The organism is Mesobacillus maritimus (genome assembly GCF_023715205.1).
Taxonomy (GTDB): domain Bacteria; phylum Bacillota; class Bacilli; order Bacillales; family Cytobacillaceae; genus Mesobacillus_B; species Mesobacillus_B maritimus_C.
The window spans coordinates 321,865-348,132 of the sequence record NZ_JAMBNR010000001.1; the positions used below are offsets into that span (position 1 = coordinate 321,865).

The window sequence follows — 26,268 nt, forward strand, 5'->3', positions numbered from 1 at the left end:
TTAGAAAAATTTAGTTCTTTGGTGTAGTGGACCACTTACTTCAATAAAAAAAGGAAGGCAAAATCATGCCTTCCTATTATTTTGAAACAACATACTTCGCTTCCGATACCCCTTCTAAAAACATTGGAGTGCTCTTTGTAAATAAGTGTAGTTCATGCATGGCTCTTGTACAGGCAGTATAAAATAATTTACGTTCTCCTTCGTTTCTGTATGCGGACGCATCGTAAATAGCAACAGCATCAAACTCAATTCCTTTAGCCAAATAAGCAGGAATTACACTTACCCCTTTTTCATAGGAGATTGTTCCTTTTTCAATGAGCCTTGCGTCTGTTTGTTGTCCAATTTCATCATAAACCCTACGGCTTTCTTGTTCAGTTCGGCAAATGATTGCAATTGTTTTATGTCCGTTTGCTCTCCACTTTTCAAGCGACTCCAGAATGGCTTTCTGCAGAGCCGCATCATCCTTTCTCATGATGACCATCGGCTTCTCACCATTACGATTAAAAGGCTCAATCATTTTTCCATCTGGTAATAAATCACTTGTGAATTCCACTATAGGTTTTGTCGAACGGTATGTTCTTGATAAAGTAATGACTTCTTTTTCGTTAATCCCAAGTGCATCTTCCGCTAAAACAGTCTCAGAACCAGTCGGTCCAGCATAAACAGCTTGATTTAAATCTCCAAGGAGAGTGATCTTGCTATAAGGAAATAACTGGCGAATATAAGCAAACTGAAACGGCGTATAATCCTGAGCTTCATCGATAAAAACATGACGGATACTTGTATTTGACTTCCGCCCCTCAATTAAGTCCTGTAAATACAAATATGGAGTTGCATCATCATAATATATGACATTGTCTCTAAGTGCATTAAGCGTAAAGCCGCTAATTTTACTCCAGTTTGAAGGTAAGTCCGTCGAAGCTAGTTCGGATTGAAATAACTGTTCATAAAGAGCTTTCAAATCGACAAATTGTAATTTTTTTACCATCTTAAAAGCTGGTTTCATTCGTTTCGATACAAGCATACGTGATAGGACTTTTTGCTCTCTTTCAAAGTCATCGAACGTATCTTCGTTAAATTGCTTTTTCTCTTGAAGTTGTTTATAGGCATCAAGAAATTCTTCTTTGTCTAAAAATTGGATTTCTTCTTCTACCCACTCTTCTTTCCGTTCTTGTCTCGCCTTCCTTTTTAATTCTCTCAACAGCCACTCTTTCACCATTTGAATACGGTTGGGGATCGAAACAGTTGGATCCAATGAATAAAAATATTCATAAAGCTGACTTTTTGAAAATAGCACTTTTTTACGAAATAGAATATCCTTAAAAATCATTCCTTCTATCTTTAACCCCGTTACGTAAGAATCAATGATTTTCTTAAAATGTAAGCTTGATTTCAAGCGAATGCTTTCTAGTCGTGTTTTATAGGAATCCTCATCTTGGTAAGAAAGTAAATATTCCATTTGGCTAAAGATGTCCTCTAGTTTGAAATTTTTGCTTAAACGCGATAGCAAAAATTCTTGAAAAGTTGCCTGTTGCATGTTTTCTTCCCCTAGTTCAGGTAAAACGGTAGCGACATAGCTGTTAAACATGGGGTTGGGAGAAAACAACATAATGTTTTCTGATTTTATGATGTTCCGATAGCGATAAAGCAGATAAGCAATCCGTTGCATCGCTGCTGAAGTTTTTCCACTCCCAGCTACTCCTTTAACAATTAAGAGGCTACTATCATCGTTACGGATAATTTGATTTTGTTCGCGTTGAATTGTTGCCACAATGCTTTTCATTTGGTTATCGGCATTATTCCCAAGCACTTCTCTGAGCATTTCATCCCCGATGGTCACGCCTGTATCAAACATCGCTTTAATTTTTGCTTCTTTTATGACAAATTGACGCTTTAACTCCATGATACCTGTTACTTTTTCAAGGCTAGTTTCGTATTCAGCTGGCCCTGGGGCATAATCGTAATAGAGACTTGAAATCGGAGCCCGCCAGTCATAAATAAGAAATTCCTCATCTCCTTTATCCATGAAAGATGCGATCCCAATATAGATTGAATCTGTCTTTTCTTCGTGGTCTTCTTTAAAATCAATTCTCCCGAAATACGGAGAATGCTTTAACCTTGACAAAGTTTGCAATTGCTTATCAATTTGGGTTTGGCTTCGTTCCCGTTCCGAAAGTAATTCTACTTGCTGCTTGATACTCGTATAGGTTTCTCCTATATCATCTGGTTCATCAAAATTTACTGTTACATCATCCCAAAACGTTTTGCGGATATGGAGCGCCTCGGATTCAATTTTCCCGCCTCGTTTCTCTAATTTTACCGATTTCTCTTTAATTTGAGAAACAATCCACTCGACACGATTTTGTTCGTCTTTCATTTCCTGTTGTTCACGCTCACTCATCCTATCACTCCTTGAAAACGATCAATGACTGTATTATGTATCGTATGCCCTTAAGCGTAATTTCATTAAAAACATTCGATTTGAAAACGCGGAACCCCCATGGTTCCGCGCTATATATTATTTTGTCATGGCATGTTCAACTTTAATGCAGCGATCCATGATTACCGTATAACCTTTCTCTTTTAAATAATCGTAAGCCTCATGATTAGCAACTCCTAATTGTGCCCAAAAAATATTAGAATCAATTTCAGCAAATTCTCTTGCAATTTCTGGTAGGAATTCAGAACGTCTAAAGACATTAACGATATCAACATGTCCATCAATTTCATTTAAAGACGAAACAGCTTTAACACCTAATATCTCATCGGCATTAGGATTCACTGGAATAATTTCGTAGCCATTATCTTGCATTGCTTTTGATACCATATAAGAGGTTCGTTCGGGATTGTTACTTAACCCTACAACAGCGATTCTTTTGGCTTTCTTTAAGATTACACCAATTTCTTCTCGACTTGGATTTTCAATAGCCATTCTGTTCCACCACTCCCTATATTTTGATAGCTTCACTTCCATTTTAACCTATGTTTGTCTAATAATGTACCTTGACAAAAGCTTTTAACAAAATGAAATTAGAAATTTGTTGAAAGGAAAAATACAGAATTAGCCTAGAACGTGGTACAATAATAATATTCTTTTTAAAGGGGAAATTTGGATGGTAGTAAATGCTCTTATTCTTATTCTCGCTTATCTACTTGGATCGATTCCGTCCGGGCTGATTGTGGGCAAGCTTTTCTATAAAATGGATATCCGTGAACATGGCAGCGGCAACCTTGGGGGAACCAATACATTTCGTACACTAGGGAAGAGAGCAGGAATTGTCGTAACATTATCTGATATCTTAAAAGGGACACTTGCAGCAAGTCTACCACTTATTTTCGATTCAAGTTTGCATATGTTGTTTGTAGGAATTTTTGCAGTTGTTGGTCATATGTATCCGATTTTTGCTGGCTTTAGAGGTGGAAAAGCAGTAGCAACTTCCGGGGGGATTCTTCTTGCATATGCTCCAGCATTGTTTTTGTTCATGTTGATTTTCTTCATCATTAGCTTGCTAACAACAAAGTATGTTTCGTTATCCTCCATTTTAACAGGTATCGCAACATTTCTTTATTCTTTGTTTACAAAGGACATCCCGCTAATCGTTGTCGTCTTTTTCCTTATGGTTTTTGTCATCTATCGACATCGAGCAAATATTAAGAGAATCCAACTTAAGACTGAGCCAAAAGTAAATCTGCTGACGAAAAAATAAACAGAAAAAGGAGAGGGCTTAATAAGCTCTCTCCTTTCTTATTCATTGCTATACTTTTAAAAGTTGGAACCGTGATGAACCTAGAGGATCTTGAACATAGTCTAACTTGGTATGATCAAAATAAACATACTCCTCTTCATGAATCAGGATTTCAAGTTCATCAAAACTAAATGTACGATCAGCAGTTAGCGGTTGCTCTTCCAGAGACAACTTTAATTTAGGTCCCCCTCAACCAATTCCCATTGAAAGACGTACAAATAATTTCTCATTCTCTTGTTGTTCCTTCAAAACAGCTACTTTAAGAATTTTATAGGCATTTTCCGTAAGAGTAAACATTTTTTCCTCCTTCCCTGATTGAATCCAAGTGGATAACACGTTAAAATATGGACAATATGTGAATGTATTCGATAAATTACTACAAATCTCTTCATCCATTTTATATTATCCATGAAGATTCGAAAATAATTCTGCTCGAAAAGGGCTAAGGGAGAAGCTTAGTATGAAAAAGAAACAAAAATGGTATTTTTTTCTTATCACCATCGGGCTCCTATTATGTGCTACTTGTATAGGATTTTTTTTACGTGAACAAACCCTAGCAAATGCTGAAGATCATTTAGTTCTTTCCAATGCCAACCATGTACATAGAGAAATGGTATCAGATGGAAAAACCTACAAACAAACCGTTACACTTGGAGCAATCGGTGACATTCTGATCCATGATCGGGTTTATATGGACGCCCAAGTTAAAGATGGGTATGATTTTACACCAATGCTAGCGAACGTTAAGGAAATTCTCGTCCGTCCAGACCTATTACTGGCTAATCAAGAAACCATTCTCGGTGGGATTGAAATCGGTTTATCTGGTTACCCAACGTTTAATAGTCCACGTGAAGTGGGTGATGCTTTAATTGATGCAGGAGTTGACATCGTTTCAACTGCGAATAATCATACGCTTGATAAAGGAGAAAAAGGGGTTCAAAGTTCTATGAATTATTTAAATCAAGTAGGTCTCCCCTATGTAGGATCCTTTAAAAATGTAGAGGATAAGAATCGGTTACGCATTTTAAACCATAATGGCGTTAATATCGCCTACCTATCCTATACTTACGGTACAAATGGAATTCCAATTCCAGAAGGGAAGGAATTCCTCGTAAACTTGATTGATAAAGAAGCTATGAAGGAAGAGATTCATCGTGCAAAAGCAAAATCCGATGTTGTGGTCATGAGTATTCATTGGGGAAATGAATATCAAAGATTCCCAGATGATATTCAAGAAGAACTCGCTCGATTTATCGTGAATGAAGGTGTTGATGTCGTATTCGGTCACCATCCACATGTGTTACAACCAATGGAATGGATACAAGCGGATGACGGACGAAAATCGCTTGTCATTTACTCGTTGGGAAATTTTTTATCAGGGCAAATGTGGGATTATAAAGATATCGGTGGAATGGCAACAATTGAGATTCATAAAACAGTATCGCCAAATGGTTCAGCAATTGAATTAATAAATCCAACATTTATACCAACTTATGTCTCAAGCAGCGGGCAACGAAATTATCGTGTTGTTCCATTAGAAGAAGCCGACAAATTTGGACTTGAGGATGCTAACTCAATTTATGATGAAATTATGTCACATATGATGGCATCTTTGAAGGAACCCTAGTAAACTCCCGTCATTTTATGGGAGTTTTTCTCTTATTTTTCGCCATAATAAAGGAAGACAAAGCATATTTTTCGACAGTCCTTTTTCATAACACTTATAATAGTGATATTGTTGCATGGAATTGCATGGAAGGAGTTTGGGAATGAATATTACAATCAGCGATGAAGCTATAACTTGGTTTCAGCAAGAATTGGATTTGAAAAAAGATGGATTTGTGCGTTTTTTTGCAAAGTACGGTGGTGCAAGTCCGGTTCAGCAAGGATTTTCTCTGGGAATGTCTAAGGAGGAACCAGAAGGTGACATCGGCGCTAAGACATTAATCAACGGAATTACCTATTATGTTTTAGATAAAGATCTCTGGTATTTCGATGGCCATAATTTGTCAGTCGGTTATAATGCCAATGTGGATGAGCCTGAATACAAATATACGAAATAAGCAGACGCATTTTGCGTCTGCTTTTTTTGATTACCATATTAAATGGTCTAACCCTTCTTTCCGTAAAATTTCATCTCGTAACTCGCCGAATAAATCATAATGAGGCATTGTAGGTTTGCGGTTATCAATCCATTCAGCTTTCAAGCCATATTTCTTGCCCCAGTTAATCAATTTTTGTGTATCGCTACAGCCGACTTTTGTGACTGTTTTGGAGTTAGGAAAACGATCATCGAGCCAGTAATGTGTGATAAACGCGATTTCTCCTTGAGCAACTTTTTCTTTCCATGCTATTAATTCTGCTCTATTTATACCAAACGCCACAATATTAAGACCCTTTCGTGGTTTCAGGCTGTGCTTTCGCCTTCAAATAAGCTTCATGCCAATCGGGATAGGAGCGCTTAATCGAAATTGGACGGAAGGAATCCTTTTTAACACAAACGTGACGTGATTCTCCTGTTAATGAAAGTTCACCATCTCCATTGTAAACCTCATAGCTGTATGTAACCCTTAGACCATCATAGTCTGAAACCCAAGTTTTTATTGTCGCTTTTTCACCATATCGAACAGGTGTTTTGTATGAAGCTTGGATATCGATTACCGGTGAGATAATCCCTTCTTTTTCCAATGCTGCGTAATTAAATCCAAGATCTTCAATGAGCTGTGTTCGACCCAGCTCCATCCAAATTAAATAGTTTGAGTGATAAACAACACCCATTTGATCTGTTTCTGCGTAGCGAACTTCAATTTCTTTTGTTGAAATATGCATTACGATTCCCCTTTTGTTAATTTAGTAAAGGCTTGTTTAAAATCTGTTCTATCCAGGTTAAAGGCATCTTCTGTTAGTTCTAAGGAGCCTTGGTCATCTACTAATCTAAATGCTTGGGCTTGAATAGCCTCGTTAATTAAATTGGCAGCAAGTCGTCCATTTCCACCGATTCGTTCCTTTTCAAGGTTATCAGTAATAAAAGCTTTAGCCTCATTCGTAAGCTTATACTGATAATTTGCTGCGTAGTTTTCCATAATCGCTAGCAATTCTTTCTCAGTGTAATCAGGAAAATGGAAGAACTTTTTAAAACGAGAACGTAGACCAGGGTTAATTTCTAACAAATCATTCATTTCTTGTGGATACCCTGCAAGAATGACAACCAGGTTTTCGTTATGACGTGTCATTTCATCTACGAGGGTATCAATTACTTCTTTCCCAAAGTCCCCATTTCCCTGGCTAAGCAATGAATAGGCCTCATCGATAAACAACACACCACCTAACGCTTCACGAATTTTCTTTTTCGTTTTAATGGCGGTCTGACCAACATAACCTGCTACAAAATCTGCGCGGCTTCCTATGATTAAATGGCCACGTTTTAAGATCCCACACTCCTTAAGAAGCTCGGCATATATTTTCGCTACAGTTGTTTTTCCTGTTCCCGGGTTCCCTGTGAAAACCGAATGAAGTTGGATTGGAACTGTTTGGAAACCTTGATCTCTTCTCAATTTTTGCATTTTCACAAATGAAATCAAGGATTGAACTTCTTCTTTCACATTATTAAGTCCAATCAAGCCATTTAATTGTTCCATCGCATTTTCTTGAGGCTTTTCTTCCTCAAGCGTAAAATCTTCTTTTTCTAGTAACGAGTAGTTAAAGAGATCCAATTCCAGCTCTGTTTGGGAGCCTTTTGTAAAAATGGCATCCTGGACAATATTACGCACAGTCCGAGCATTTCCAAATGTATCGTCCACGCGTTCACGTTCGATACGATTTAAGAGCTCAATTTTGGCCCCTTCTGTTAAAACATAGTCATTATCTTCTGCCGCTTTCTCCCCTATTTTTAATAATTCTTCATCATTATAATCCGGAAGGTGAATCAAATTTGAATTAGGGAACCGACTTCTAAGACCTGGGTTTGCATCAATGAATTGGCGCATCTCTTCAGGATAGCCGGCTAAAATGACCGCAAATTTATCACCATATTCTTTGCCAGTCATTAGTGAAACCAATGTATCAATGGCTGTCTGTCCATAATCATTTCCAGTTTGGCCTTCACGTTTTAAGCTATACGCTTCATCGATGAACAGTACGCCGCCCAATGCTTTTTCAACCATTTTCCGGACATTTTCCTCCGTTTGACCTACATAAGCACCAACCAACTGTGATCGATCCGCTTCAACGACTTCTGCTCTTGGAAGCACTCCAAGCTGATTATAGATTTTCGCTAATAGTCGAGCAATGGTCGTTTTACCCGTACCTGGGTTACCAGTCAAAATCATATTCAGACTCATGGCATCTTTAATTTGGAAACCTAATTCTTTTCGGTTTTTTTGATACTTAAGAAAATGATAAAAGCGATTGACGCGTTCTTTTACAGAATCAAGCCCAATAAGGTTGTTTAATTCTTTAAGAGGATCCTCTTCTGTTTCCTCCTGTTTTTCGTAGGAGGAAAAAGCTTTTTCCCATGATTCCTTTACATCTAATAGTCGTTTTAATCGAAGCTTCATTTCTTCATAATGAACTGAGGTATGAAATACACCTGTAATCGATTGCTCGTATTCTTCTGTTGCTTTCAGCAGCGCAGATGTTTCTTTTACTGCTTCTTCTAATAAATGGGATAATAATTCAAATCTCTGGTGATCTTCTCCAGAGCTTTTTAATTGCTCAAGTTGCTCAAGTGTTTGTTCAGTTTCATCAAGAAAGTCTCGGCAAACCAAAATAAACTGTTCTGCTGTTTTTCTTTTGGCTGCTCGATTATCGGTCTCCCGTAATGGGGGAAAGTTAAGGCTATTAAAGGTTCCTTCGAAGCCTTTCCACTTTGAGGAAGCAATATACTGTTTGGCTTTTAGGTTACCTGGGTTGATGGTTAATACTTTCTCCATCCAATTCAAGGCAACTATGTCATTTCCTCTTTGCTTTGATCTCGACAATGCTGCTATTGCAAGCAGTTCAGCTTTTTCTTCGGATTGACTGCCTTCTGATAAGTTTTTTATGTAGGTTAGAAGTTCACCCTCATTTTGAATATACCCACGTTCAGCAAACTCTTGTTCCCATTTCAGAAATTGCCTACTTTGTTCATTTTGTGTTCTTCTTTGTTGACTCATATCCATCACTTCTTTTTAATTAGGTTTAAGTCGTATATTATCATATTTTCACTGTAAATAGGTAAAGACCTGCCCAAAAATAGGCAGGTCTATGGTCGCTTTCTTCCTTAATGATTATTTCGGGCGTTAGCCTCATCTCTAATTTCAGAACGAAACCCGTCGATGGAATGACGGCGGCGCTCATTTTTCGCTTCGATATTTGCACGATCTTCAGCGGAGGAAAATTCCATTGCTTTTTCTGCTTCTTCCATGTTCTCGATGGTATGATGAATCATCGATTGTAATTTTTCAACGTTATCGCTACGATCATCTGGATTCGGTTTGTTATAAGCCATTCGTAACTACCCCCTTTTTGCGACCGATTTTAGTTTGTGTTCACATCGTCTAAATTATAAAGGAAAAGAGTGTTAATATTTCTTGTGTGTGGTTATATGAAACCCCATAGGAATAATACCAATTCATACTCATGAAGAATAGGTAAAAAAAAACCCGTCTGAAATTGACGGGTTTTTTACAATTATTCACCTTTTGTCTGAATAACTTGTGCATGCTCACCTGATGTATCTTGCATTTTCTTTCCTTTATTTCCACCAGCTGCTCTTGGCTGGGTTCCTAGATGGCTTGGCACAAAATATTTACTTTTACGTTTTGGATTTCCCATGACTATCCCCTCCTCTACCATTCAGTGTTTCCTGTGAAGAGAAGATTCATTAATGGAAAAAGAATGCTATTATTCTGCTTTGCTTAAACGCTTTTGCTCAAGCTTTGCTTCAAGTCTTTCCATAGCTTCACGGTCGTTTAGGATTTGGCGTTTATTTTCTAGAACAAGTTCTTCAAAAGAACGTTTTCTTGGTTTTCTCAATGTATTCACCTTCCTTTGTCACCATTGTAACAGTTATTATGCCCAGAAACGATTTCAATTATTACAACTTTTTGAAAATTTAATCCTTTTTTTATTCCCATCTATTTTTATGTCTAAACCTAATACAAAGTGCTTTGACCTAAATTCCTTTTAGCATAAAAAAACTTTCAGGAAATTTTCCTAAAAGTCTCAAGTTGCAATAAACGCTTCCATTTGTTCTAAGGTCATTGCACCAATCTGTTTTTTTATTATCGTACCATTCTCATCAAGTAAAAAAGTGGTTGGTACGGACAAAATCGAATAGCTTTCATTAACTTTTCCCGTTTGATCTAGCAGAATGGGAAAGGTTAGATTATGTTCTTTGACGAATTTGGAAACATCATTTTCTGGATCGATATTGATTGCGAGTATCTCGATATGACCATTTAAACGTTCGTACAAATCTTGCAAGGCTGGCATTTCTGCTTTACAAGGAGGACACCAAGTTGCCCAAAAGTTGAGAATTACTTTTTTACCCTGGTAATCAGCCAAATTCACTTTTTTTCCTTCAGGCGTCGTTAAAGTAAAATTAGGTGCTTTTATTGAAACATCCGTGATTGCTGTACTTTCGCTCTGAACCGAATCGGTATTTTGTTGACCCTTCCCGATTGCCTGGACAACTGCAACACTGAAAACTAAGAAAAATAGGGTAACTAACACCCCTTTTTTTATCATTATTTATACACCTCTTTAGTCATTACTGATATAGATAGCTTTCCCCAAAAAAGAGGAAAAATTAGGTGTGTATGAATGAACAAGGGCAGAATTATCCTGGATACGAATTAAAAGTTTAATTTCAATATGCCATATATTTACTATAATTTTATTTAATTTCCTAAAACTTTCTTAACAATTTCCATAAAATTTTTGGCAGGCGTTGAAATGAAATGATGTTCTAACCAAATAATGCCAAGAGATGAAAACAAATCGGCATCACGGATGATTGTTGGAAATAAGTGGAGACCTCCATAAACTTTAAGTACCGACTCAGGAACGATTGTGGCTCCCATTCCAGCTCGTACCATTTCCATAAGAACATGCATATCCGAACACTCAGCAATTATTTTAGGTTGAAGTTGCTGTTTTGAGAAAGCATTCAAAATGGTATTATAGCTCCCTAATCCTTCTGTACTTGGGATGATTAAAGGAAATTCTGTAATCTCTTTAAGTGATATGCTCTCAATGGATTTTGTATATACGAAAACAAAAGGGTCATTAAGTAAATGATGATATGCTAGACCTTGGTGTTCAAGGGGAAGACGAACAAAAGCCATTTCTATCGACCTTGATTTCACCATATCAGTTAAATAAAAGGAATCATTTTGTACGACTTTTAGGGAAACATGTGGGTATTTTTGGTGATACTTTTGTAACATATCGGAAAAGAAGGGAACTGAAAGAGTATTAAGCCCAACCGATAGTGTACCTTTTCTGCCTTCCTCTGTTTCTTGAAGTTCATTTTTCACTTCTTCTAAATTATTTACTAGCTGAAGTGCATGGCGATAAAGGACTTCCCCTTTATCCGTTAAGGCCATACTTTTGCCATTTCTCTCGACTAGTTTTACCCCTAACTCTTCCTCAAGCTGTTTTAATTGCATGCTAAGCGGTGGCTGTGACATATGAAGTCGGTTCGCGGCGGCAGTGATATTCTTTTCCTCGGCTATCGCAATAAAATATCGTAATTGTCTAAAATCCATATTTGGTGTCCTTCCTTTTGTTATATGCAAAATGTATGATTTGTATTTGAATTATATATTTTTCATATACCACTGTCTATGATACGATTACTATCGTTTGAATCCCGTAGATAGAGAGAAAGGTGATTAAATTGGAACGTTTATTTAAATTATCACAATATGGTACGACATTCGGGAAGGAATTGTCAGCCGGATTTATATCCTATATCACAGTCGTATATATCATTATTGTGAACAGTACAATTTTAGCTGTAGCTGGTATTCCATTAGAAGCAGGGATTATTGCAACCATCTTGACTAGCTTCTTTGGGTGTTTAGTGATTGGACTTTGGAGTAATACACCTATGTTACTCATACCTGGGATGGGTTTGAATGCGATGTTCACCTATACGATTGTACAATCGGGAGGGTTTACATGGCAGGAAGCACTTGCGGTTGTTTTTGTAGCGGGGATTATTTTTGTCATAATTGCGTTTACCCCATTGGCAAAAATAATCACTTCCTCAATTCCTGATTCCTTAAAAGAAGCTATTTCAGTGGGAATTGGGATTCTGTTAATTCTCATTGGTTTTGATAATGCTGGAATTATAACAAACTCAGAACATACATTATTGGCAATTGGAGATCTTAGTAGTCCTTCTGTTATTGTTACATTTATCGGCTTAATCATTACGATCTTCCTTTTCATTAAAAATGTACCTGGTAACTTATTATTAAGCATTTTCATTACGTCCGCACTTGCTCTTCTATTTGGCGGAGCTAAAGTGGAGAAATTAACTTTCTCAACTCCGTCATTTACAGAGTACTTTTCAGTATTTGGTCAAATGTCTTGGGGGCAAGTTGGAAATTTTATCTTCTGGTTAACATCAATCTCTCTGGCAATGGTGCTTGTATTTGAAAACATTGGATTGATACACGGTCATACTAAAATGTTGAAACGACCGGAAAGCAGCAAAAAGTCACTTCAAGCAACAGCTGTTTCCGTCTTATCATCAGGTGTATTTGGTACAAGTCCAACAGTTGCTTCGGTCGAAAGTGCTGCAGGAATTACTGCGGGGGGACGAACAGGATTAACAAGTGTTATTACCGGTTTCTTGTTCCTCGCTTCCATCTTGTTTATACCAGTAATAAAAATGGTTCCTTCAAGTGCAGTTTCTCCAGTACTAATATTAATTGGAATCTTAATGCTACAAAATATTGTGCATATCTCAATGGATGATTTAACAGAGAGCTTCCCGGCTCTATTGATTATCGTGTTAATACCTTTAACCTATAGCATCGCTGATGGAATGGCGATTGGGTTTATCATCTATCCATTAATGAAGTTATTGATGGGACAGGGAAAAGAAATTCATCCCGCTCTTTATATGATAGCCTTGTTATTTATCAGTAACTTTATTATTCAGTATGCCTTCTAAAAGAAATGTATTTTGGATTTTATTCTAGGCATTTTATACCGTTCACTTTTACAAAACTTCCTTTGTTTCATATTCCTTAAAAAGAGAGCAAAAGAGCCATGTTCCTGGCTCTTTTGCTCATTTTTCTATGATAATCTCTATTTAGGCTTTTCAATGACAATTGTGACTGCTTTAGAGCTTGTCCCTCTCTCGGCGCCTACATATGTTTTATATAGTTCTTGTTGTGCTACTAGCACTTGAGGAATCGTTGATACCCCATTCATCATTAATCTTCGCGCTAATTCATTCATCGGTTCTGTTTTATTATACGAATCGTGTGCGTAGTATAGGCTTTCATCTGTTTTAGGATAATGAGATTCTAATTCTTGGGAGGGTGAAATGATGTGATATTGAATCCCATCTTGCTCAGTTACTCCTCCAATGACCGCCTCCAAACTAACACATTGTGGATTAGCTTGTTGCCACCGTTGATGAAGATATAAGGCCATTTCACGTAGGTTAACTCGGTTATTAGCTAGCGTTTGCACAAGCTGAAGGCTTTCTTGATAGAATTCTTCTTCCCCAGTAAAAATGAAAAAGATATCCGGAGTTAATTCATAATAATACGTTCGTTCCGAGCGGGCTTGATGTTCATAACCTCCGTATTCCTGACGATCAATTACGATGGAAAGAAAATTTTCTCTTGCAACAATTGAAAAAAGACTCATCTATCTTCTCCCCCTTCAACAATACCTAATTTAACAATAAAAAGTTATCAAAAGGATTTCAATAGAATACTAAATAAAGTTATGAGAAATTAATGACAATTTTAAAAATACTTATATTGTCTAATGTAAAAAACCCGTTTATACAAATGCATAAACGGGCTTTTTTGAAAGATATTATCCTTTTAATTTTTCACGAAGAACCATTTGTAGGATACCACCATGACGGTAGTAGTCGATTTCAACCTCAGAATCGAAGCGAACGACTGCTTCAAATGTTTTTTGGTTTCCATTTTCGTCAGTCGCAGTAACTTTAACAAGGTCACGTGGACGTACGTTTTCATCGACCTCAACGTTGAAGCTTTCTTTACCTGTTAATCCTAGTGTTTCAGCATTTTCACCATCTTTGAATTGAAGTGGTAGAACACCCATCAATACTAAGTTTGAACGGTGGATACGCTCGAAGCTCTCTGCAATTACAGTCTTAATTCCAAGTAGATTTGTTCCTTTTGCTGCCCAGTCACGGGAAGATCCCATGCCGTAGTCTTTACCAGCAATAACCATTAGGCCAGTTCCATTTTCTTTATATCTCATACAAGCATCATAAATAGAAGTAACATCGCCTGTTGGCCAGTAAGTTGTATAACCGCCTTCGGTACCAGGAGCGATTTGGTTCTTAATACGAATGTTTGCGAATGTACCGCGCATCATAACTTCGTGGTTTCCACGACGAGAACCGTATGAGTTGAAGTCACGTACTTCAACACCTTTTGAACGTAGGTATTGACCAGCAGGTGTATCTTTACCGATTGCACCAGCAGGAGAAATATGGTCAGTTGTGACAGAATCACCAAACTTACCAACTACACGTAAACCAGTTAATGGCTCAACTGTTCCTGGTTCAGCGCTTAAACCTTCAAAGAATGGAGGGTTCGCGATATATGTTGAATCATCATCAAAGCTATATAGAGCATCGTTATTTGTTTGGATTTCGTTCCAACGCTCGTTGTCGCTGAATACATTTTCATATTCGCTGCGGAATAATTCCGGTGTAACAACTTTGTTTACAACTTCGTTTACTTCTGCAGTGGATGGCCAAATATCCTTGAAGAATACATCGTTGCCATCTTTGTCTTTTCCGATAGAATCGTTTTGAAGGTCGATATTAACCGTTCCAGCTAATGCGTAAGCTACTACAAGCGGTGGAGATGCTAGATAGTTTGCTTTTACCAGTGGATGAATACGTCCTTCAAAGTTACGGTTACCAGAAAGAACAGAAGTAACAAGTAAATCAGAGTCTGCAACAGTCTTTTCGATTTCTGGTAGAAGTGGACCAGAGTTACCGATACATGTTGTACATCCATAACCTACTAGGTTAAAGCCGATAGATTCTAAGTATGGTAGTAATCCAGAATCACGAAGATATCCTGTAACAACCTTAGAACCAGGTGCTAGAGATGTTTTAACAAACTTCGGAACTTCCATTCCTAGTTCAACTGCTTTTTTCGCTACTAGACCCGCACCAACTAGTACGTATGGGTTAGAAGTGTTTGTACAGGAAGTAATCGAAGCAATCGCAATTGCACCCGTTTTCATTGTCGCTTGTTCACCGTTTTCAAACTCAACGACAGCAGACTTCTCGATTTCAGAAGCTTCTAAGCCGAATCCTTGGTTTCCAGCTGGAGCAGTAATAGCATCATTGAAGCTCTTTTTCATTTGAGAAAGTGGAATTAAATCTTGTGGACGCTTAGGGCCAGAAAGATTTGCTTCAATCTCAGAAAGATCGATTTCAATAACATCTGTATAAACAGGCTCAAGTGTTGGATCAAAGAATAAACCGTTTTCTTTACAATATTTTTCAACCAATTCAACTTGCTCATCAGTACGTCCAGTTAAACGCATGTAATCAAGAGATTCAGAGTCAACTGGGAAGAACCCACAAGTTGCACCGTATTCAGGAGCCATATTGGCAACTGTTGCACGGTCTGCTAATGGAAGTGTAACAACTCCAGGACCGAAGAACTCTACGAATTTACCAACTACACCATGGCTACGAAGAACTTGAGTAACTTTTAATGCAAGGTCAGTTGCAGTTGAACCGTTTGGCATGTCGCCAACTAATTTAACACCTACTACCTCTGGTACTGGGAAGTATGAAGGCTGTCCTAGCATTCCAGCTTCTGCTTCGATCCCACCGACGCCCCATCCAAGAACACCGATACCGTTAATCATTGTTGTATGAGAGTCTGTTCCAACAAGTGAGTCTGGGAAGGCTTCGAATTCGCCATCTTCAGTTTGAACTGAATGGACAACGCTTGCAAGATACTCTAAGTTAACTTGGTGTACGATACCTGTTGCTGGTGGAACAGCACGATAATTGTCGAATGCTTTTTGTGCCCAACTTAGGAATTGATAACGCTCTGCATTACGTTCAAATTCTAGGTCCATGTTTGCTTGTAATGCATCAGGAGTTCCGTATTTATCAACCTGTACAGAGTGGTCAATTACTAAATCAACCGGTTTTTCAGGATTAATTTTATCTGGGTCTCCACCAAGGTCAGCCATTGCTTTTCTTAATGAAGCAAGGTCAACAACCGCTGGTACTCCAGTAAAGTCCTGTAGAATAACACGAGAAGGTTTGAAAGGTACATCTACCTCTTTAACTTCACTAGTTCCCCATTTTACTAGATTTTCAACATGTTCTTTTGTAATAACTCGGCCATCATGTTGACGAAGAACAGATTCAAGAAGTACCTTAATCGAATAAGGAAGCTTCGATACGTTTCCTAGTCCTGCTTCTTCAAGTGCTGCAAGACGATAGTAATGGTAGCGTTTCCCGCCTGATTCAAATGTACTGCGGGCTTTAAATACATCAAGGTCAGTTAATTGTTTAGTCATCTGACTACCCCCTTTGGTCGTAACAATCATACACTAAATAAATGTAATTGTCGAAAAGTTAGAACTTTATTCGACATCCTAACTTTTCTCACAATTCTAATCTTAATATAACTCTATGTATAAGTAAATATCAATATTGTTATTGTTTTTGATAAGAAAAACTTATAGTATTTTAGGTTTCTACAGTGAAAATACGATAATCAAGCATGTTTGAATTATGAAAAAAACCTTTAAAATCAAGGATTCACAATAGGTTATTATTCCAAAAAAGTATCGATTCTGGAAACAAGGGCAAAATAATCCTGAAAATTTTCAGAAAGAAGGTGACCATTTTGGCAAAACGCAAGGCGAACCACATCATCCCTGGTATGAATGCAGCTAGTGCCCAAGGGAAAGGTACTGGATACAATGAGGAGTATTCGAATGAACCACTAACAGAACTGCAAAAGCAAAACAACAAAAAGCGTAAAAAAAATCAGTAATCCAAACTATTTGAATCTAAACGTGTAAAGCTAATTGCGAAATAAAGCGGAAGGTGCTCTCCTCCCTTCCGCTTTTTGTTCAGTTTATTGTAAATTTACTTCTTCGACAATTTTTTCTAAATCGTTCATAAAACGTTCCAATTGTGGACGTTGTGTTTCTGATGCCACTTCAAGAGCATTTTCGATTTGTTGATAAGCTTCGTTCACTTCATTCTTTAAGTGTTTCAGCTGATGACCATAGTTTGCACTATCAGTCACAATATCTTGATAAAAATCTTGTACTTCCTCAAACCCTTGTTGGGCTGCTTGAAAGGCTTGCTGTTTATTTTTATGATAAGGCATAGAATTTCTACCTCCTGTTTTCTTTTGTAGTGATATAGAAATTTCGAAGTAAATTGCGCCTCGAGTATTCGTAAATTGTGCAGGAGTGAAAGAAAATATTCAGTATAAATTCAAATCCATCACAACAACCTACTAGTAGGAGGGATGTATGATGAATAAAAACGATAGCAAAGATATGCGAAAAAATGCGCCTAAAGGACATAACCCGGGTCAGCCAGAACCATTGAGTGGCTCAAAAAAAGTAAAAAATCGAAATCACTCAAGACAAAAGAATGGACATAACCACGATATGTAAAATTACAAGAAAAATGAGGCCTTTGCCGTACAGGCAGAGACCTCATTTTCTCGTTTTAGCTGTATGTGATTCCTCATAACCAAAACATTTCCTTCTTGGTTCATGAGGCAGACTTTTGAATTAATTACCTTTAGATGTGTGTTAATAATGCTTTAATAATTAGAGTTTCTTCCTCATCAGTAACTGTCCTTAAATCAATTTGGATTTCTTCTTTATGTCTTCTGACAATAACTGCAGGTTTTGAGTCTATTCTTAATTTTCTAGCCAGTTGTTCTGTTGAAAGAGTGGGATGAACTAAAGCCACTAAATAAGTGGGTAGCTCAACTTCTGGCATCGTCCCTCCTCCAACTTGACTTGTCCCTTCAATAATTCTTAAGGAATAACCACTTTTCTCATTGTTTAATTGCTGGATGAAATTCTCAGCCCGAGCTTTAATTGTTTTGGGCTGCATTAACAAATGTCGCACTGTAGGAATTTGTTGGATCCCTTGTTCACCTTTCAGGTAATCTGCTAATGTCGCTTCTAATGCTGCTAAAGTCATCTTATCTACACGTAGTACTCTTGCAAGTTGATGTTTCTTTAATTGATCGATGAGATGTTTCTTTCCAACAATTAGGCCTGCCTGTGGTCCGCCAAGTAATTTATCTCCGCTAAATGAAACAATATCGGCACCTTGTTTAATGATTTCACTAACGACCGGCTCCTCACCGATTCCATGTTGTTGAAAGTCATACAAAACCCCACTTCCAAGATCTTCATAAAAAAGAATTTCTTCGTGTTTACTAGCCAAATCTGCTAGTTCGGTTGTTTCAACAGTTTTAGTGAAGCCCATGATCTTAAAATTGCTAGTATGGACTTTCAAAATCATACTTGTCTCTTCATTGATGGCCTGTTCATAGTCACGCAAATGGGTTTTATTTGTGGTGCCAACCTCAATCAGTTTGGCTCCACTTTCTTCCATGATACTCGAGATTCGGAATGAACCTCCTATCTCTACCAATTGTCCTCTTGAAACAACAACCTCTTTCTCTTTAGCCAATGCACGCAAAATGAGAAAAACAGCCGCTGCATTATTGTTAACGACCATTGCCGCCTCAGCGCCAGTAATTTCTTTTAGCAACGATTCGGCATGACTATGTCTTGATCCCCGTTCTCCTTCTTCTAGTTTATATTCAAGATTGGAATAATTTTGAGCTGTTTCAATAACATGTTCGGTAGCTCGATCGCTCAATCTAGCTCTTCCTAAATTGGTATGTAAAATAGTTCCTGTTGCATTTATAACCCGCTTAAGTGTATAGCTTTGTTGTTGTTCGATTCTTTTTTTAAGCAACTCAAATACACTGGAAATAAATTGGTTAGATCCAGGCTCTGGTCCCGTCCATGTTCTTTCAAGTATTTCTTGCCGAATCTCGGAAATCACTTGCTTAAGGTATTCAGTTAGAATTTGTATATCGACGGTATAGTATTTAGCAATGCTGTGGAACTGCGCATCTCTTTGAAGTTCATGAACCGGTGGCATTTGCCGAAGAAGTTGCTTCACATTGTTTCCCTCCAGTTTTAACAATAGCCCCTACATTATAGCATTATTTCCCTACATGTCCGACAAATAAAAGGATTCCTTGTCCTGCTTCTTTACTTCCGTGCATATATTGTTCACAAAAGAATGTTTAGCAGGAGGATCACATGTTTAATTTAATTGAAAAAGCAGTATTAGGCATGGCGACATTGCGTCTCTTATCAGGGAGTATTGAAATTTTTGCAGCAATTTTAATGTTGAAGCTGAACGATGTCGGAAAAGCGTTAGTTGTGAATAGTTCGCTTGCATTAGTTGGTCCTATCGTTCTTATTCTCACAACAACCATCGGTCTATTAGGATTGGCCGATAAAATTTCATTTGGGAAAATGTTTTGGGTTTTATTAGGAGTGGGCTGTATTTTATATGGTGTTCGAAGCAACTAAGTTCCTTCAAATACTTCCAGTTGATTTTCTTCGTATGATTCCATTGTGTTCTTGAAAAACTACCGTAAAAGAGAACATCAGGAGGGATTAGCTATGGGGGTACTAAATGGTGAACCGAAAGAAGAGCCATTGCATGTAGGTGAAATTTATCATTTATGGACTCATTTATTGGAATCAAAAGCGCTTCTTGTTACGCTACAAGTTTTTATCAATCATACTGGAGATGAGGATTTAAAAAAATTTCTTCAAGAATTCACCGAAGACTGTATACAGCAAGAGGAAGAACAGGTGGAGCAACTTTTAAAAGAGAATGGGTTACGACTTCCACCTGCACCTCCAGACCGACCGATGGTAAACCTAGAAGACATTCCTGCAGGGGCTCGATTAAATGATCCTGAAGTAGCCGCTCTCGTAGGGAAAGAGCTAACGGTTGGAAAACTTCTAACAAGCTATGTTGCCAGCATTGCCATCCGGCAAGATATTGCAGAAATGTATAATGAGTTCCAAACCCAACGTGTTGAATTTCAAGGAAAACTACTAAAAATGAACAAAGAAAAAGGATGGCTTGTTCCGCCACCACTTAATACAAGATAATCAAACTTATAGGCGCCTGGAAATTAGATTCTAGGCACCTTTTTCTTTTTCTAATTGTGCGATAATCGCGTCTGATTTCGGGAACACTCCCGTTTCATCCTTTGAGTAAATTTTCTCGCCATTTACAGTTACTTCAAAGACACCCCCCGAGGATGGAATTAACTCCATTTTTTCAATTCGGCCTCGAAAGTGGGTAAATAAATCTTCTGCGAAACTCGCAGCTTTTGGTGCATAGTTTCACATCATACAGAATTCAATTTTCATTTGGAATTTCTCCATCTTTGTACCCCCATAACAAACTTAATTTTAACGTCATTGTATAAAAAACAATTATATATGGCAAATGATACAAGTTAAACATGTGCTTTTTAAAACTAGCTTCGGTATACTATAGATTGGAGGTGTTATGTTTTGAGTGAACAAGAAAAAATACGTCTTACAACTTTGTCCTCTAAAGCTGGCTGAGGCTGCAAAATCAGTCCTGAGGACTTGATGCAAGTTTTGCGTCTATTACCTAAACAAGAATCCGTTCCTGAATTATTAGTAGGAAATGAAACAGCTGATGATGCAGGAGTATACAAGCTGACGGAATCAATTGCTTTAATTCAAACTGTCGACTATTTCACTCCTGTAGTGGATGATCCATATATGTTTGGCCAGATTGCAGCGGCTAATTCTCTAAGTGATGTATATGCAATGGGAGGAGAACCGAAAACGGTTTTGAATATTGTCGGGTATCCTGTAAAAAAACTTGGACCTGATCTTTTAGCTGAAATCATGAGAGGTGCTGCTGACAAGGTAAAAGAAGCAGGAGCAGTAACAATCGGTGGTCATTCAGTAGATGACCAAGAACCTAAATTTGGATTATCGGTAACAGGGATTGCTCACCCTGATAAGATTTGGAAAAATGTCGGTGCCAAACCTGGAGATGTTTTGGTATTATCAAAACCACTTGGAGTCGGTATTATAACGACAGGAATTAAACGCAATAAGGTCACATCGGAACAAGAAAAAGCGGTGACGGAAACGATGGCGCTATTAAATAAATCAGCTGCTGAATCACTAAAAACATTCCATCCACACGCAGTTACTGATGTTACAGGGTTCGGACTACTAGGGCATGGTAGTGAAATGGCACGTGGCAGTGATGTGACGCTCGAATTCACCTTATCCAACGTTCCTGTATTAGCTGGGACCTATGAGCTGGCTGCGGAGGGAGTTGTTCCTGGTGGATCGAAGGCAAATCATAAGTGGCTTAGCAATGACGTCGACTATCAAGATATTTCCGATAGTGAGCAACTTGTCCTTTGTGACGCGATTACATCCGGCGGTTTATTAGTAGCTCTGCCAGAGTCAGAAGCAAATGAGTATGTAGCCAAGTTACATGAAGTAGGGTTAAATCAAGCTACAATTGTTGGGAGAGTAACTGAAAAAAGCGATAAATGGATTCACGTTGTTCGCTAACAATAAACCCCACTAATTTACATTTCAAACAAAAGAAAAGCAGGGTTCCCACGGGAAGCCTGCTTTTTCTTTATACTCGATGTTTATGAAATAACCCCATTACTTCGACAGTCTCGGTAATATTCACAAATGCGTTCGGATCAATTTTTGCGACTAAGGATTTAACTTCTCCTAGTTCATACCGGGAAATCACCGTCATAAGTATATTTCGCTTTTGATTTGTGTACCCACCCATCCCATCGAAAATTGTTACACCACGATATACATTTTCTAAAAGATGCTCTCTCATTTCTTCACCTTTTTGGGTAACGATCATTAAGGTTAACTTTTCATGATGGGTATAGATTGCATCAACGACCTTACCAGTAACAAAAATGGATATCATTGTATACAGTGCGGAATCCCAGTTAAATAAAAAGCCACTGACCAAAATAATAACCGCATTCATCATCGTTAACATCGTTCCGATTGGAAAATCTCTTTTTCTCGCTATTAACATCCCAATGACATCAAAGCCACCGGATGAACCCGAACAACGAAAGATAAGTCCAATCCCAATCCCCGTTAACGCTCCACCGAAAACGGAAGACAGTATGATATCATTCGCGATGCTCATAATCGGAATGATATAAAGTCCCAAGGATATGACAATAACAGAAAGGATGGTATGGATAATGAATTTTTTTCCTAATTTGAAATATCCGATGACCAATAACGGAAAATTCAACAGGAAGTTTGCAATCCCCGTGTTAATGGGAGTCAACATTCCGAAAATCATAGAAATCCCACTTATACCACTGCTTAGAATTTCATGTGGAATTAAGAAAAAGTTAAACGCGATTGCCACAATCACGGAACCAAAAATGACGCCTAGGATTTGCATCGATGTTGTCCCCCTATCTCTCTATCTAATAAGAGAATACAAAAGGGCATCGGTTGCTGTAAATTTAATAGTTTTTTTCTATTATTTGGATTTGTTAGTCATTTTTTAGATGGTTTAGTAAATGTTGATAGGAGGAGTACAGTACATTACATTATATTTTTTATCATTTCCTTAGTCATCCGATCGAGAGTGAATGTTGGTTTAAATCCCCACTCTTCCTTTGCGCAAGATGCATCTAATTGATTCGGCCAACTATCGGCAATCTGCTGCCTAACTGAGTCAATTTTATAGTCCAGGCGGAATTCAGGAATTTCTCTTCGAATCGATTGAGCTAACTTTTCTGGGTCTAAGCTCATTGCCGTCACATTATAAGCATTGCGGTTTTTTAACTGTGTACCATCGGCCTCCATCAGTTGAATGATGGCTGCTAGCGCATCAGGCATATACATCATATCAAGATACGTCCCTTTTTTTATATAAGAGGTATATCGACGATGTTTCACGGCCTCATGATACATTTCGACGGCATAATCAGTCGTTCCACCGCCTGGTTGAGTTTTATAAGAAATTAAACCCGGAAAACGTAAACCACGGCAATCCACTCCATAGCGCCTAAAATAATAGTCAGCAAGCAACTCTCCTGTTAGTTTGTTAATCCCGTACATGGTTGTAGGACGTTGAATTGTATTTTGAGGAGTTGCATTTTTAGGTGTAGTTGGACCGAATGCCCCAATGGAGCTAGGTGCGAAAAACTTTGTTTTGAATTCTTTTGCTGTTTCGAGGACATTTAAAAGGCCACTCATGTTCAGATTCCATGCAAAAAGAGGGTTTAATTCTGCTTTTGCTGATAGCAGAGCTGCCAAGTGAATGATTGTATCAACTCGGTGGGTAGACACAAGTTGAGACATTCTTTTTTGGTCCATTACATCTAAAATTTCAAAAGGACCTTCCGTTGCAACCTCATGGTCCGGTTTTCTGATGTCGGTGGCAATCACTTTGTCCTTCCCGTAGGTTTCTCTCAAGGAAAGCGTAAGCTCCGAACCTATTTGCCCTAGAGCACCGGTAATTAATATTCGCTTCATGAAATAGTATACCTCCAGTTATAACAGGCTATAGTATACTATTCAAATTGTTACCCGGGGGGTTATTGTTTAAGGAATAATCCGCAACTCTTTCCCTACCTTTTCATACACGCTTAATGCTTCATCCAGCATTTCTTTTGTGTGTGCTGCGGTCGGCATATTTCGAACTCGACCGGTGCCACGTGGTACGGTTGGGAAAACAATTGATTTTGCATAAACCCCCTCTTCAAACAATCTTCGACTAAAAGTTTGTGTTTTGAACTCATCGCCAATGATACATGGGGTAATTGGTGTTTCACTATTGCCGATTTGAAATCCTAGTTTTGTTAGACCCGTTTTTAAATAATCGGCATTTTCCCACAAACGTTGATTCAATTGCGTATCTTTACTTAACAGTTCGATTGCGGCTATACATGCGGCGACATCTGCTGGCGTGGAAGCAGTCGAAAATAAAAACGGCCGACTTTGAAGTTTGAGCCACTGAATTAATTCTTTTTTCCCAGCTACATATCCGCCAACAACGCCAATAGCTTTGGATAGTGTTCCGATTTGAAAATCAATTCTGTCTGATAAACCGAAATGTTTCACCGTTCCGGCACCCTCACCAAGAACACCCGAACCATGGGCATCATCCACATAAGTTATCAAATCAAATTCCTTTGCAATACTCACAATCTCAGGCAATTTGGCGAGGTCTCCATCCATCGAGAAAACTCCGTCCGTAATGACCATAATTTTTTTGAACGTCACTGAATCTCTTGCTTGCTTTGCCTTGTTACGGAGGTCATCCATATCTGAATGCCGATACCGAATAATCTTTGCTCTTGATAAACGACAACCATCGATAATCGAAGCATGATTTAGTTCATCAGATAAAATTGCATCCTCTTGATTCATGACAGCTGAAATAGCCCCCATATTGCAATTGAACCCTGATTGGTAAACAATAGCAGCTTCTGTACTTTTAAACTGAGCGAGTTTTTCTTCTAACTCTAAGTGCAGATCAAGAGTTCCATTGATGCTTCTTACAGCCCCAGCTCCTACTCCATAAGCAAGGATTGCCTCCTGGGCGGCATTTTTTAAGCGTTGATCTGTTGCTAAACCTAAATAGTTATTTGAAGAAAGGTTGATTAGTATTCTTTGATTAAGTGTAATGATTGGCCCATTCGCACCTTGAAGCGATTCGATTTCATTATAAAGTCCTTTTTCTTTTAAACTTGAGAGATTTTCTGATAAAAAAGTCATTAATTGACGACTAGACATAAGGAACCTCCTTTGGTTCTTGTTCAAAATGGTGGGTTCTCATATAAGTCTATTCCGCGATTGAATCTAGAACGACAAAAAAAAGAAGGAAACAGATTGTTTCCTTCTTTTCTCCGTAAATCATTGTGGAATCACTCTTTATTTTCGAAGCTTCCACTTAAATCGTTTCGGCAACTTTCTTCTTCGCATTGGGAATCTTGGTTCTTTTTCTTTAAAGAATCGGACAACAACATATAGTATGTATGTTGCTAGCGCTACATAAAAAAAGATTGGGACCTGTTCAAATCTGGCCTTCGCATATAAATAAACCATATAGAATAAGAACAAAGTAATCAATCCACTATACTTAGGCAACCCAACTTTTTTAAAGCTAGGGATTCGAACACGACTAACCATTAAAATCGCCAATAAGTAGTAAATGATAAAAAAGATCCATACAGGAATTATCTTTGCAAACAAAACCAAGAAAGTAACAATTCCTCCAGCAAGTGTAATCGGAATGCCTTTAAAATATCTAAGCGATTCTGACTGATCAGAAATATTAAATCTTGCTAATCTGTAGGCACCAAACAACGGGAATAAACCTGCTATGACAATCCCGAGCATTTCAAAATCACTAAAATAAGTATACGCCACTAAAAGTGCTGGTACAACGCCGAAAGATACAATGTCCGCCAGTGAATCAAGTTCCTTTCCCATCTCGTTGGAAACACCAAGGATTCTTGCTACTCTTCCATCGACAGCATCTAACATGATCGCGATAAAGATTAAAATTGGGGCGTTTCGCATATCACCATTAATAATGTAACTGATTGCTAAAAACCCACAAAATAAGTTTCCAAATGTTAGAATATTGGGTATGTGTTTTTTCATGTCGCACGCCTTTCTCATGTAAAACTCAACTAGTAATGATCTTAACTCGTTATCACTGAATAAATAAGACCCCTATTCCAAAAGAACCAATCTTATTAATTTGTTCCAATTACTCCATTATATTCTAATGTCACGTATTAAATCATATCAAAAATAAAAGAAAAAAAATAGCGCTGTTTTAACCAGCACTACTTGATATCTTTTTACCTATTTAGTAGGAGCCATCAGATAATTTTCAAGTTCCTTTTTTAAGATTTCAGCGCCATCGGAACTCAAAACAATCTTTCCTCCCGCTAAGATTAGATTGTTTGAACTAATTTTCCCAGTAATCATACATGTACGATCTGGTTGATATTTTTGGAGGATAATAGTATCTTCATCAACAAAGATTTCTAGTGGGTCATTTTCATGAATATCCATTTTTTTGCGCAACTCCATTGGAATGACAATTCGGCCTAATTGGTCTGTTTTTCGAACAATCCCTGTCGCTTTCATTAATATCCCTCCTTTTCTA

29 protein-coding genes and 1 pseudogene are annotated in these 26,268 nt (G+C 37.9%); 9 read left to right on the forward strand and 21 right to left on the reverse strand.

All coding sequences use genetic code 11. The features are described from left to right. Positions 1-76: 76 nt before the first annotated feature. Positions 77-2,401: an RNA polymerase recycling motor HelD gene (gene helD, locus M3182_RS01575; protein ID WP_251433830.1), complete on the reverse strand. Its 2,325-nt coding sequence runs from the start codon at positions 2,399-2,401 to the stop codon at positions 77-79. A 117-nt stretch (positions 2,402-2,518) separates the two neighbouring features. Beyond that, a complete protein-coding gene (locus M3182_RS01580) occupies positions 2,519-2,932 on the reverse strand; it encodes a CoA-binding protein (RefSeq protein ID WP_251433828.1) in 414 nt (137 codons plus the stop codon). A gap of 181 nt (positions 2,933-3,113) precedes the next feature. On the opposite strand from M3182_RS01580, the gene plsY reads away from it, so the two are divergent. Beyond that, entirely contained in the window at positions 3,114-3,707 is a 594-nt protein-coding gene (plsY, locus tag M3182_RS01585; protein ID WP_251433826.1) for a glycerol-3-phosphate 1-O-acyltransferase PlsY, read from the forward strand. A gap of 48 nt (positions 3,708-3,755) precedes the next feature. Here the strand turns inward: plsY and M3182_RS01590 are convergent, their stop codons facing one another. Continuing rightward, positions 3,756-3,917, reverse strand: coding sequence for a hypothetical protein (locus M3182_RS01590; protein ID WP_251433824.1), 162 nt, complete (start codon positions 3,915-3,917; stop codon positions 3,756-3,758). A gap of 289 nt (positions 3,918-4,206) precedes the next feature. Here M3182_RS01590 and M3182_RS01595 point away from each other — a divergent pair, with 289 nt between their 5' ends. Both M3182_RS01595 and M3182_RS01600 read left to right on the forward strand, forming a co-directional pair. Then, positions 4,207-5,373: a CapA family protein gene (locus M3182_RS01595; RefSeq protein ID WP_251555904.1), complete on the forward strand. Its 1,167-nt coding sequence runs from the start codon at positions 4,207-4,209 to the stop codon at positions 5,371-5,373. A gap of 142 nt (positions 5,374-5,515) precedes the next feature. Beyond that, a complete protein-coding gene (locus M3182_RS01600; protein ID WP_251555906.1) occupies positions 5,516-5,809 on the forward strand; it encodes a HesB/YadR/YfhF family protein in 294 nt (97 codons plus the stop codon). 30 nt (positions 5,810-5,839) lie between these two features. Here M3182_RS01600 and M3182_RS01605 read toward each other — a convergent pair whose 3' ends face one another. From M3182_RS01605 to M3182_RS01640, 8 genes are all read right to left on the reverse strand, one after another. Continuing rightward, complete coding sequence (locus M3182_RS01605) at positions 5,840-6,130, reverse strand: hypothetical protein (protein WP_251433816.1); 291 nt, start codon at positions 6,128-6,130, stop codon at positions 5,840-5,842. Positions 6,131-6,134: 4 nt separating this feature from the next. Further along, on the reverse strand, positions 6,135-6,575 hold the full coding sequence (locus M3182_RS01610) for an acyl-CoA thioesterase (protein ID WP_251433813.1): 441 nt from the start codon (positions 6,573-6,575) through the stop codon (positions 6,135-6,137). Further along, positions 6,575-8,899 carry an AAA family ATPase gene (locus M3182_RS01615; protein WP_251433810.1) on the reverse strand — a complete coding sequence of 775 codons (2,325 nt, stop codon included), beginning with the start codon at positions 8,897-8,899 and terminating at the stop codon, positions 6,575-6,577. Before M3182_RS01615 ends, M3182_RS01610 begins: the two co-directional genes overlap by 1 nt. 107 nt (positions 8,900-9,006) lie before the next feature. After that, entirely contained in the window at positions 9,007-9,234 is a 228-nt protein-coding gene (gene tlp / locus M3182_RS01620; protein ID WP_251433807.1) for a small acid-soluble spore protein Tlp, read from the reverse strand. Between the two features lie 182 nt (positions 9,235-9,416). Further along, the gene (locus M3182_RS01625) at positions 9,417-9,560 is read right to left on the reverse strand and encodes an acid-soluble spore protein N (RefSeq protein ID WP_251433805.1); all 144 of its coding nucleotides are present in this window, start codon (positions 9,558-9,560) and stop codon (positions 9,417-9,419) included. 69 nt (positions 9,561-9,629) lie between these two features. Next, complete coding sequence (locus M3182_RS01630) at positions 9,630-9,761, reverse strand: FbpB family small basic protein (protein ID WP_251433802.1); 132 nt, start codon at positions 9,759-9,761, stop codon at positions 9,630-9,632. A gap of 189 nt (positions 9,762-9,950) precedes the next feature. Then, positions 9,951-10,475, reverse strand: coding sequence for a peroxiredoxin family protein (locus M3182_RS01635; protein WP_251433799.1), 525 nt, complete (start codon positions 10,473-10,475; stop codon positions 9,951-9,953). Between the two features lie 152 nt (positions 10,476-10,627). Beyond that, positions 10,628-11,497 (reverse strand): LysR family transcriptional regulator, encoded by an 870-nt coding sequence (locus tag M3182_RS01640; RefSeq protein ID WP_251433796.1) that lies wholly within the window; start codon positions 11,495-11,497, stop codon positions 10,628-10,630. A gap of 131 nt (positions 11,498-11,628) precedes the next feature. On the opposite strand from M3182_RS01640, the gene M3182_RS01645 reads away from it, so the two are divergent. Beyond that, positions 11,629-12,915 (forward strand): NCS2 family permease, encoded by a 1,287-nt coding sequence (locus M3182_RS01645; RefSeq protein ID WP_251433793.1) that lies wholly within the window; start codon positions 11,629-11,631, stop codon positions 12,913-12,915. A gap of 137 nt (positions 12,916-13,052) precedes the next feature. On the opposite strand, the gene M3182_RS01650 is transcribed toward M3182_RS01645, so the two are convergent. Continuing rightward, entirely contained in the window at positions 13,053-13,622 is a 570-nt protein-coding gene (locus tag M3182_RS01650) for a hypothetical protein (protein ID WP_251433790.1), read from the reverse strand. A 174-nt stretch (positions 13,623-13,796) separates the two neighbouring features. Further along, positions 13,797-16,517, reverse strand: coding sequence for an aconitate hydratase AcnA (gene acnA / locus M3182_RS01655; protein WP_251433787.1), 2,721 nt, complete (start codon positions 16,515-16,517; stop codon positions 13,797-13,799). A gap of 332 nt (positions 16,518-16,849) precedes the next feature. Between acnA and sspO the strand changes: the two genes are divergently transcribed. Beyond that, positions 16,850-16,999 carry a small acid-soluble spore protein SspO gene (gene sspO, locus M3182_RS01660; protein ID WP_251433785.1) on the forward strand — a complete coding sequence of 50 codons (150 nt, stop codon included), beginning with the start codon at positions 16,850-16,852 and terminating at the stop codon, positions 16,997-16,999. An 84-nt stretch (positions 17,000-17,083) separates the two neighbouring features. On the opposite strand, the gene M3182_RS01665 is transcribed toward sspO, so the two are convergent. Beyond that, the gene (locus tag M3182_RS01665) at positions 17,084-17,341 is read right to left on the reverse strand and encodes a hypothetical protein (protein ID WP_251433782.1); all 258 of its coding nucleotides are present in this window, start codon (positions 17,339-17,341) and stop codon (positions 17,084-17,086) included. 148 nt (positions 17,342-17,489) lie between these two features. Here M3182_RS01665 and M3182_RS01670 point away from each other — a divergent pair, with 148 nt between their 5' ends. Then, positions 17,490-17,636 carry a small acid-soluble spore protein P gene (locus M3182_RS01670; protein ID WP_251433779.1) on the forward strand — a complete coding sequence of 49 codons (147 nt, stop codon included), beginning with the start codon at positions 17,490-17,492 and terminating at the stop codon, positions 17,634-17,636. Positions 17,637-17,766: 130 nt separating this feature from the next. On the opposite strand, the gene selA is transcribed toward M3182_RS01670, so the two are convergent. Continuing rightward, on the reverse strand, positions 17,767-19,176 hold the full coding sequence (gene selA / locus M3182_RS01675; protein WP_251433776.1) for an L-seryl-tRNA(Sec) selenium transferase: 1,410 nt from the start codon (positions 19,174-19,176) through the stop codon (positions 17,767-17,769). Between the two features lie 143 nt (positions 19,177-19,319). Between selA and M3182_RS01680 the strand changes: the two genes are divergently transcribed. Together M3182_RS01680 and M3182_RS01685 are read left to right on the forward strand one after the other, a co-directional pair. After that, entirely contained in the window at positions 19,320-19,595 is a 276-nt protein-coding gene (locus tag M3182_RS01680) for a YqhV family protein (protein ID WP_251433773.1), read from the forward strand. A gap of 93 nt (positions 19,596-19,688) precedes the next feature. Further along, complete coding sequence (locus tag M3182_RS01685) at positions 19,689-20,189, forward strand: DUF3231 family protein (protein WP_251433770.1); 501 nt, start codon at positions 19,689-19,691, stop codon at positions 20,187-20,189. Positions 20,190-20,219: 30 nt separating this feature from the next. On the opposite strand, the pseudogene M3182_RS01690 reads toward M3182_RS01685, so the two are convergent. Then, positions 20,220-20,414, reverse strand: a pseudogene (locus M3182_RS01690) (Rdx family protein); the annotation flags it as partial. Between the two features lie 186 nt (positions 20,415-20,600). Between M3182_RS01690 and selD the strand changes: the two are divergent. After that, a complete protein-coding gene (selD, locus tag M3182_RS01695) occupies positions 20,601-21,653 on the forward strand; it encodes a selenide, water dikinase SelD (protein WP_251433768.1) in 1,053 nt (350 codons plus the stop codon). Positions 21,654-21,723: 70 nt separating this feature from the next. On the opposite strand, the gene M3182_RS01700 is transcribed toward selD, so the two are convergent. The 5 genes from M3182_RS01700 to M3182_RS01720 form a co-directional block, all read right to left on the reverse strand. After that, on the reverse strand, positions 21,724-22,536 hold the full coding sequence (locus M3182_RS01700) for a YitT family protein (protein ID WP_251433765.1): 813 nt from the start codon (positions 22,534-22,536) through the stop codon (positions 21,724-21,726). 146 nt (positions 22,537-22,682) lie between these two features. Further along, a complete protein-coding gene (locus M3182_RS01705) occupies positions 22,683-23,618 on the reverse strand; it encodes an L-threonine 3-dehydrogenase (RefSeq protein ID WP_251433762.1) in 936 nt (311 codons plus the stop codon). A 69-nt stretch (positions 23,619-23,687) separates the two neighbouring features. Next, the gene (locus M3182_RS01710; protein WP_251555907.1) at positions 23,688-24,881 is read right to left on the reverse strand and encodes a glycine C-acetyltransferase; all 1,194 of its coding nucleotides are present in this window, start codon (positions 24,879-24,881) and stop codon (positions 23,688-23,690) included. 138 nt (positions 24,882-25,019) lie between these two features. Then, positions 25,020-25,754, reverse strand: coding sequence for a CDP-diacylglycerol--serine O-phosphatidyltransferase (gene pssA, locus M3182_RS01715; RefSeq protein ID WP_251433755.1), 735 nt, complete (start codon positions 25,752-25,754; stop codon positions 25,020-25,022). A gap of 207 nt (positions 25,755-25,961) precedes the next feature. After that, positions 25,962-26,249 carry an AbrB/MazE/SpoVT family DNA-binding domain-containing protein gene (locus M3182_RS01720; RefSeq protein WP_251433751.1) on the reverse strand — a complete coding sequence of 96 codons (288 nt, stop codon included), beginning with the start codon at positions 26,247-26,249 and terminating at the stop codon, positions 25,962-25,964. Positions 26,250-26,268 lie beyond the last annotated feature (19 nt).